Source organism: Nevskia soli, assembly GCF_903970205.1.
Lineage (GTDB): Bacteria > Acidobacteriota > Terriglobia > Bryobacterales > Bryobacteraceae > Bog-113.
Genome location: NZ_CAJCHS010000264.1, coordinates 1 through 9479, shown reverse-complemented (window position 1 = coordinate 9479; position 9479 = coordinate 1). Strand labels below are relative to the sequence as shown.

The window sequence follows — 9479 nt, the reverse complement described above, 5'->3', positions numbered from 1 at the left end:
GAGTGCAATCGGCATGGAAACCCCTTCGAACGTAACTCGCTCGAACTGGATGCGAACCGTCGCTTCCTTCGACGGGTAATAACGTCGCTCCACTTCAACCAGTCTTCCGGTAAGTTGTGCTCCTTTCGGTATCAAAGTTTTGCCGCCTACCTTTAATGGCTCCGCTACTTCGGTTTCGATCAGGTCACCTGCATAGGATCGTTTGACGTCGATCGGGGTGACAAACTTTGTGGTTAGTTCCAGTCCCTCGGGTATCTGCGGACGCGCGGGCTCCTCATCTACAATCTGGTGTATCCCGGCAGTTTCCGATTGCAAGCCGAAATCCAGAGTAGACTCCGCGCTGAATAACTTACAGGAACCATAGTTCGTCTCATTAACGGCAACGCTACCGTCACCGGAGAACAGTAAGTGCAATAGCGAGCTGCTAGGAAGAAGCGCTATCACTTCTCCAACCTTCGCGCGCGCATAGTCAATCACAATACGTCCGCTAAGTACGCCGCTATTCAATGGAGGCTGCGCAATCTGGACGATCAGGCGGCGCAGGTCCCCGGTGTTTCCATCGATCAGGATCACTCCTCGATACGCCGTCGTTACGCTGCCGCCGTCGCTGGTCCCAACCGAGAAATGGCTACTCTCGCGAGGCACCGCGTAGTCGTATGCGGCGACTCTAGCGCCGGAAACCGATTCGAACCCAATGAAACGGAACGACGCGGGATCGGCATCCGAAAGCAGCACGCTCACCGAGAACGGGCCAAACTCTCCGGAACTAGCCGCGCCGCCCCCGGCAAGTTCATCGAAGCTTTCGTATTTGAATTCCTTCGCGCCGGGCCACGCGAAAAGCTGACGGCCGTCGAAGACGCCGATCTCCAGCCGCACCCGGTTGCTGCGCGCTAACTTCCGCTCGGCCTCCAGGCCCGGTAAGTCATTCGGAGAGGCGTCGTGAACGGACTGCCTCTTTAACTTTTCAGGAAGAACGTAAAAGGACCGCGCGACGGTCTCAGTACAAGCGAATCGCGGCAGCGCGTTCGCATTCTCATCAATGATGCGGGCCGCTTTCTGCAACAGCTCGCTCGGATCGGGCGAAGTCTGAGCAAGACCGGCGCTGCAGAGTGCAATCAACAGCGAACCGGTCGTTGTTCCGCGAGCGAGCATCAGCCCCAGAACCTCTTACCGCACCACAAAATTCACCAGCCGCTCCGCCACGCAAATCACCTTCACCACAGCTTTCCCCGCCAGCAGCGCCGCAACATTCGGCTCCCGACGCGCCAACGATTCCAGTTCTTCACAATCCGTGCCATGCGGCACCGTCATCCTCCCGCGCACTTTGCCATTCACCTGAAGCACGATCTCGACGCCTTCATCGCGCGCCAGTTCCTCATCGAACTTCGGCCACTCCTGTTTGAACACAAGTCCATCGAAGCCCTGCTCCGCCCATAGCTCCTGAGCCATGTACGGCGCGAACGGTCCTAGCAGCAGCGTCACCGACCGCAGCGTTTCGCGCATCGCCGCAGCGGAAATCTTCGCCTCCGCGGCATGCACCTCATTCAGCAACTCCATCACCGCCGCGATCGACGTATTGAAATGCCAGCGCGTGTCCAGATCTTCGGTAATCTTCTTAACCGTCTGATGCAATTTGCGCAGCACGTCGCGATCGGCCGACCCATCCCCGCCTGGCGCTCCCACATTGCGCGTAACGAAGCGATACACACGCCCCAGAAACCGGACAATTCCCTCGATCCCCGAATCCGTCCAGTCAATCTCCCTCTCCGGCGGACCGGCGAAAAGAACGAACAGGCGCGCGGCATCCGCCCCGTACTTATCGGCCACCGCATCGGCGCCTCGCACATTGCCGCGCGACTTCGACATCTTCGCGCCTTCGGAGATGACCATGCCCTGCGAGAACAGCTTCCGAATCGGCTCTGCGTTGCTCACCAGACCGATGTCGCGCATCATTTTGGTCCAGAAGCGCGAGTAGATGAGGTGCAGGATCGCGTGCTCAATGCCGCCGATGTACTGGTCAATCGGAAACCAGTAAGCGATTTTGGCCGGATCGAAGGGCTGCGCCGCGTTGTGCGGATCGCAGTAGCGATAGAAATACCAGGATGAATCGACGAACGTGTCCATCGTGTCCGTCTCGCGGCGCGCAGGGCCGCCGCACTGGGGACAAACCACGTTGACGAATTCGGGCACCGATGCCAGCGGCGACTGCCCGTCGCCGGTGAGCCGTACATTGTCGGGAAGCAACACCGGCAGGTCCGCTTCGGGAACAGGAACAACGCCATCCACAGCACAATGAATCACCGGGATCGGCGTTCCCCAATATCTCTGCCGCGAAACGCCCCAATCCTTCAACCGGAACGTAACGGCCGGTTTGCCGAACCCATCGCGCTCGGCCCTCGCAGCCATGCGGGTTCGCGCCTCGGCACTCGAAAGGCCGGAATACTCCCCCGAATTTTCGACGACGCCTTCAATCTCCAACGCCTGTTCCATCGAGCTCTCATCCGGGAGCTCGCCGTCAACCGGACGGATCACCGGCACAACCGGCAGCCCGTACTTCCGGCAGAATTCGAAATCGCGCTGATCATGCGCGGGGACGGCCATAATCGCGCCGGTCCCGTAACCCGTGAGCACGAAATTCCCCACCCACACGGGAAGCGCTCCACCGCTAAAGGGATTGCGCGCGAACAGACCCGTAGCGAAACCTTCCTTCTCGAAATCGCCCGGCCCCTGCGCCGCGCGCGCATCGATCATCGCTTTCGCCTGCGCCCGCATCGTCCCATCGAGCAGTTCCGAAACCAGAGGATGCTCCGGCGCCAGGATCAGGCAAGTCGCGCCGTAGATCGTGTCAATGCGCGTAGTAAAAACCCGAATCGACTCCGCGCGTTCCTCTAAAGCGCAAAGGGCGCGTCCCGGCGCCGCCAAACCACCAAGGAACTCGTGAAAGCTTGGCGGCGCGGGGCGCGCTCCGTTTTGCGCGCGTTCCTCTAAAGCGAACTCCACCTCAGCGCCTTCCGAGCGGCCGATCCAGTTGCGCTGCATGGTCAGCACACGCGCCGGCCACTTGCCCTCCAACTCCGCCATATCGTTCAGCAGATCTTCGGAATAGTGCGTGGTGCGCAGGAACCATTGTTCGAGAGCGCGCTGCTCCACCGGCGTCGTTTCGTGCCGCCAACAGCAGCCGTCGACCACCTGTTCATTAGCCAGCACGGTTGCGCATAGCGGACACCAGTTGACCAAAGCCTTCTTGCGGTACGCCAGATCGCGCTCCAGCATCTTGAGAAAGAACCACTGGTTCCAGCGATAGTATTCGGGATCGCAGGTGGTCACTTCGCGCGACCAGTCGTAAGAGAACGCGAAGCGCCGATGCGTCCGCTTCATCTTCCCGATATTGGAGAGCGTCCAGTCGCGCGGAGGCTGCCGGTTCGCAATGGCGGCGTTCTCCGCGGGAAGTCCGAACGCATCCCATCCCATCGGGTGCAGCACGTTGTAGCCGCGCATCCACATATACCGTGCGAGCGCATCCCCGATGGAGTAGTTCCGAATGTGCCCGATGTGGAGCGCTCCGCTGGGATACGGCAGCATCTCGAGCACGTAGTATTTCGGCTTGCTGCTGTCCTCTTCCGCGCGGTACAGGCTTTGGCCCGCTACTTCCGCGCGGTCCCACTGTTCGAACCACTTCGTCTCAATCGCCTGAAAATCGTATGCCTTTTCCGACATGATGCTTCTTATTTGCCTGCTTTCGTTTGGACGGACTGGGCGCCTTGCGATCCGGTCCGGCGAGCCGCCTCAGAGTGGCAATATCCCGCAAGTCCGCGCGATCTTCCTCGTCATGCGGCGTTTCGAGGATAAAAGGTTTCGTCCGCAGCGCGGGGTGGCGCAGGATGCGGCGGAACCCTGCTTCACCAATCTGTCCCTCTCCAATGTTGGCATGGCGGTCAAGCCGCGATCCCCGCGCGCCTTTCGAGTCATTGGTGTGGATGACGCCGACGTTCTCCCAGCCGAGGTCGCGGTCGACTTCAGCCACCAAATTCTTCAGGCCTGCTTCCGTCGCGATATCGAAACCGCCCGCGAATAGGTGGCAGGTATCGAGGCAATAACCGCACGGCAGATCGATCAGCCGCCCCAACAGCTCGCGCATATTGCGGAGCTCCGCGAACTTTCCGCCCAGATGCGCGCCGCCGCCTACCGTGTTTTCGAGGAGCAAAGTCAGGCCCGTTAACTCGAGGCCCCGCGCGGCCTCTTTCACCCCCAGAACGAAGGCCGCCATGCCCTCTTCGGGATTGCACGATTTGTAATTGCCGGGATGCGTCACCAGATATTCCGCGCCAATCACCGCGGCGCGCTCCAGTTCTCCGCGAAAAGCGGCGATCGAATTGGCTCGAATTACCGGATCGAGCGAAGCCAAATTGATCAGATAGTTCACATGAATGGCCAGCGGAGAAAGATCGAACTCGCGCCGAATGGCCCGAAAACGTCTTACATCTTCCGGATCCAGAACCGACGGACGCCACATGCGCGGGCTGGAAGAGAAAATCTGAAATGTATTCGCGCCGACATCGCGCGCACGAATCGCGGCCTTTTCCAGCGATCCGGAACGTGAGGTGTGAATTCCAATACGCAGAGATCGCATCGTAACAGTTCCGATCAGGCCATTAGGCGGGAAACCCCTCGTATAAACGCATTGTTTTGCTAAACTGAAGTGCACAAAGGGGCTTAGCTGTCAGAGCGGCCTCGAAACAAATAATGGTGGGACGGTTCAAAGCTCTGTATGCGGCAGGCGCGTTTTTCGCGTTCGCGATAAATCTCGCGTTACCGCTCAAAGCCCACTGGACCGCCGCCGGCCCGTTTGGCGGAAACGCCGAGGTAATCGCCTGTTCCCCCCAAGACCCCAATTTCCTCGTTGCCGGCACGAAAAACTCCAATTTGTTTATTTCCGAGGATGGCGGCGCGCGTTGGGAGCCAATCGACTTTCCGCGGCAGTACACCGCGATGCTCCACATGATCGTGTTCGCCCCTTCGGGGAACGCGGCCAAGCCGCCGGCGATCTATGCGGCCATTGCCGCTGAAGCGGGTCCGGGCTTATTTCGAAGCGATGACTCGGGTCGTAGCTGGCGCGCGGTGAACTCGCTCGAAGGGTCGGAAGTCTACTCGCTGGCGATTTATCCGAAAGACACCAGGATCATGGCGGCCGGCCTGCGCGACGGCGTCCATCTCTCGCGCGACGGCGGCGCGACGTGGAAACTGATCTCGCCGGCCGATAACGTCGAGCTCACGCCGGTGGTTTCGGTGGCGTTCGATCCAAGACGCGAAGACACGATTTACGCGGGAACGCCGCGGCTGCCCTGGAAGACGACGAACGGCGGCGCCGCGTGGACCATGATCGCCGAGGGAATGTCGACCGATTCCGACATCATCACCGTTCGTGTCGATCCCGTGAAGTCATCGCGCGTGTTCATCGGCGCTTGCAGCGGCTTCTGGCGTAGCGTGAATGCCGGCGCGAACTGGTCGAAAATGGCGGGCATTCCTTTCACGTCCCGCAGAACCTATGCTTTCGCGCAAGACCCGCAACGCCCCGAGATCATCTATGCAGGCACGAGCCGCGGATTGTACGCCACACGCGATGGCGGCGCTGACTGGCGCGAAGTCGCTTTGCATGAGATCAAGTCGCTGGCGATTTCAGGCGACACCGTTTTCGTGGCCACGGCGGACGAAGGCTTGCTGAAGAGTACCGACGGCGGCGAGACACTGCAGCCGATTAATGAAGGATTCACCAGCCGCACGTTCGCCCCACTGGTCGAGAACGGCGATCGGCTTCTTACCGGAACCAGCGCGGCAGCGGATGCGGGCGCAATCTTCTCGAGTCAGGATGGCGGGCTGAACTGGACGCGCATTACCGATCCCGCGCGGTTGGGTTATGAAAACGTGATTGCGATCGCGCTCACCTCGGCCGGAACGCTCGTGGCTGCGACGCCCGCCGGAGTCTTTCGGTCGGCCGACAAGGGTGAGACTTGGATCAAAGCCGGACAAGCTCCCGAGAAGCCTGTTATCCATAAAGTCGCTGCAAAGCCGGGTAAAGCGAAGCATCCCGTGAAAGCCCGAGCGCCGCAGGCCATGTCCGCGCCGCAACCCAATTTCGCCGCTTTGCGTTTCAGCGCCCTGTGCGCTTCCGGGGACGCGGTTCTAGCCGCGACGGAAGCCGGGCTCTATCGCAGCAAAGATGACGGCCAGACATGGACCCTATCGAATTTCACGGGCCAGCCGGTGCAATCGCTGCAGTGCAGCGACTCCTCCGTGATCGCGCGCCTGAATGACAAGTTCATGCTTTCGAATGACGGAGGCGCGACTTGGGGGCCGCGTCACTTACCATTCTTCGCTCAAACCTACGATCTGGCCGGCGCCGGTTCCGTATTTATCGCCGGCACGTCGCGCGGATTATTTCGCAGCGACGATTCGGGAATGACCTGGCATGCCGCGATAGCCGGTTTACCGGTGGACAGCATCACCGCCGTCGCCATCGATCCTGTGACGCGGACTTTGGCTTATGCTTACGAGTTCGGGCATGTGTATCAATCGAGCGATGCCGGCCGGACCTGGCAGCATTTCGATCAGGAAGGCCTCGGCGGCGCAACCATCAAAAGCTTTTCAGTAACGACGCAAGGAGCGCATAACCTCCTTGCAGTGACCTCTACGCGGGGAATCTATGTTCGGGAGATCGGCAAGGGAGAGACTTCCCGATCGGGCATTACGGCATTTGACTTTAGAAAGGACGGATATGTTCCAAACCAGCAGAACGACAAATCGCCTGCTTTCTAGCTGTGTTGGGGTGGTACTGGCGTGTGCCGGGACTGCGTTCGCGCAAGACTCCTCAACCCAGCAAACCACAACCTCCGTCGACATCCCGCCACCTGGCGTGTCGACATTTGAGCTGCCTCGCTCCCAGGATTGGGAAGCCGGATTTTTCTTCGGCGCGACTTTTTGGCAGCAGAAGAGCAGTGATCCTCTGAAGGAGCAACAGAAGCCGAGCGCGATGGCCGGGGGATATGTTGCGGAGAACTTCACCGAGCATCTGGGCACGGAGCAAACGTTCGCTTTCGCCGAGAACCAGCTTCGATTCCACCAGTATTTCGGCGGCGTACTGCAGGACTTCAACGTCAGCCAGCACGTTTACCAGTTCCAGGATTCGCTGCTGTTCTACTTCACCAACCGGCGGAGTAACTTCCGGCCGTACGTGCGGGCCGGCTTTGGCGTGATTGGATTCGCACCGACGCAGAACGCCAAGAACGAGCTGACGTCGACCGCGGCTGCGCCCTTGAATGCGGCTCAGATCCAGACCGATCCCAGGTTCGGGTTCACCTACGGCGCCGGTATCAAAGTGCGGCTGGCGGAACACATCGGCATCCGCGGAGAGGTGTACGGTGTCGTCGCCCAGGATCCGCACTACGGCCTCGCGGTCAATGGCATTCCGCCCCAGCTGTATATCCCCGCGGGCGGCGTCCTCAACGGTATCCAGGTCGACAGCGGCTTGTACTTCACCTGGGGCCACAAGGACACTTACACGCTGCAGGTCATGAGAGCGTGGGATTCGGTGAGCATGGCGGCGTCCGGCAACAATGTGTGCCCGGGACCGGCGATCACTGTGAAGGCGACCGTTACCGGCCGCAAGCCGTTCGCGGTACCCAACTATCGCTGGACGATCGACGGTCATGAAGCCGGTTCGGGCAGCGATACGCTGGAGGTTAAGACCGACACAGCCGGGCAGCATCAGATCGGGCTGACCGTTATCGACAGCGGTTCCCTCGAGAAATCGACCGTTCCTCCGATCACCCTTACGGTGAACGCTCATACGCCTCCGACCATCACGGCGACGGCGGACAAGACGGACCTTCAGGTTGGCGACAAGGCCATGCTCTATCCGCATCCGCAAGCTGGATCTTGCCCTGGTACGCTGAGCGTTGCGTGGACCGTCACCGACGGTACGGTCACGGGAACGGAACCGGCAACTTACGACTCGTCCACGGTGCAGTTCGGTCCTGAAGGCGGCACCAAGCAAATCACCGCGACAGCGACCGTCACCGATTCGACGGGCGGCTCGGCGTCGGCCCCGGTCAATCTGACCGTTTCCGCGCAGGTCAAGAACGTGCGGCAGGATGACATCATCTTCCCGACCGGCAATTCCCGCGTGAACAACTGCGGTAAGCGCATCCTGATCGACCAGGTCTATCCGGCTCTGACTTCCGGTCAGTACGCCAACTACGACGTGGTGCTGGTGGGTCACATGGGCAACGAGGCCGTTCCGCCGCCTCCTGGCCGCCGTGGACGCCGCGCTCGCCGCGCCGCCGCCGTGAATGCCAACCTCGCCATGGAGCGCGCGCTGCATACGGCCGAGATTCTGGCTTCGGGTCAGGGTATCTGTCCGAAACCCGGCATCGACATCAGCCGCATCAAGATTGCGACCGTTGGCGCGGGTCAAGGCGCCGATCTCCGCAAGCCCATCTGCGCTGCATCGATTCGTGAGCGCAGAGCTTCGCGCATCGCGGAGAGCGACGACCTGTTGAAAGATCAACGCGTCGAGATCTGGTTCGTACCGCGCGGCGCCAACATGCCGCCGTCCGCAACCGGCGCTCAGCAGGCTCCCGACACCGTTCACGCCGAGTGCCCCAAATAACGCATTAGGCCACTGAAGGTCGCACCCAACCGGCCCGCTGGATCTAACCATCCGGCGGGCCTTTTCTATGATCGAGTCAGGGAACGCGGGACGGCGGCAGAACAACCGAATAGAATATCCGTAACTGAGCCGCGAGCGTAAGCGACCGGTGAACTAACCTCGGGCACGCCCACGCGCACCGATTAAAAGCGCTTATAATTCTCAAATGCGTTATCTCCTTCTCGGCCTGCTCCTTCTCGCCCCCCTCAGCGCCCAGGAACGTGGCGATCGCCCCGATCTCTCCGTCGTCGGCCGCATCAAAACCGAGGCCTTCGATAACTCCCAGGTCATGGATACCCTGCAGTACCTAACCGACCAATACGGCCCGCGCCTAACTGCGTCCCCCGAGTTCATGCAGGCCGCCGATTGGACCGTCAAACGCCTCCAAAGCTATGGCATCGAGAACGTCCACATGGAAAAGTGGGGACCGTTCGGACGCAGCTGGTCGTTAAAACAGTACTCCGTCGAGATGCTCGAACCGCGTTATGCCCTGTTAGTCGCCGCGCCGCTAGCCTGGTCCGATAACACCAACGGCAGTAAGTCGGGCGAGATCATGATTACTCAGTTCGGCACCGGCCGCCGCAACTATGATCCAGCCCAGCTCGAAGCCGATGTCAATAAGTACATCGCCGATTGGAAAGGCAAGCTGAAGGGTAAAATCGTCATGCTCTCCGGCCCCAAGGAAATCAAGCCCGAATCTGCAGCGCCTGAGTTCACCCGCTACACCGATAAGGACCTCAGCGAAATGGCCCAGGCCCCCACGCCCAGCGCCAAG

General features: G+C 60.4%; 4 protein-coding genes and 2 pseudogenes. 3 read left to right on the top strand and 3 right to left on the bottom strand.

Annotated features, from left to right (window positions below):
- From H1Y01_RS11970 to H1Y01_RS11960, 3 genes and pseudogenes are all read right to left on the bottom strand, one after another.
- Positions 1-1152: pseudogene (locus tag H1Y01_RS11970) on the bottom strand (hypothetical protein); the annotation flags it as partial.
- Positions 1153-1167: 15 nt separating this feature from the next.
- The gene (leuS, locus tag H1Y01_RS11965; protein ID WP_180540751.1) at positions 1168-3717 is read right to left on the bottom strand and encodes a leucine--tRNA ligase; all 2550 of its coding nucleotides are present in this window, start codon (positions 3715-3717) and stop codon (positions 1168-1170) included.
- Positions 3683-4630, bottom strand: coding sequence for a deoxyribonuclease IV (locus H1Y01_RS11960; protein WP_219341489.1), 948 nt, complete (start codon positions 4628-4630; stop codon positions 3683-3685). The genes leuS and H1Y01_RS11960 overlap by 35 nt, the downstream gene beginning before the upstream one ends.
- Before the next feature lie 113 nt (positions 4631-4743).
- Between H1Y01_RS11960 and H1Y01_RS11955 the strand changes: the two genes are divergently transcribed.
- The 3 genes and pseudogenes from H1Y01_RS11955 to H1Y01_RS11945 all read left to right on the top strand — a co-directional run.
- On the top strand, positions 4744-6813 hold the full coding sequence (locus tag H1Y01_RS11955; protein ID WP_180540750.1) for a WD40/YVTN/BNR-like repeat-containing protein: 2070 nt from the start codon (positions 4744-4746) through the stop codon (positions 6811-6813).
- Positions 6773-8665, top strand: coding sequence for an outer membrane beta-barrel protein (locus H1Y01_RS11950; RefSeq protein WP_180540749.1), 1893 nt, complete (start codon positions 6773-6775; stop codon positions 8663-8665). The genes H1Y01_RS11955 and H1Y01_RS11950 overlap by 41 nt, the downstream gene beginning before the upstream one ends.
- 205 nt (positions 8666-8870) lie before the next feature.
- Positions 8871-9479: pseudogene (locus tag H1Y01_RS11945) on the top strand (hypothetical protein); the annotation flags it as partial.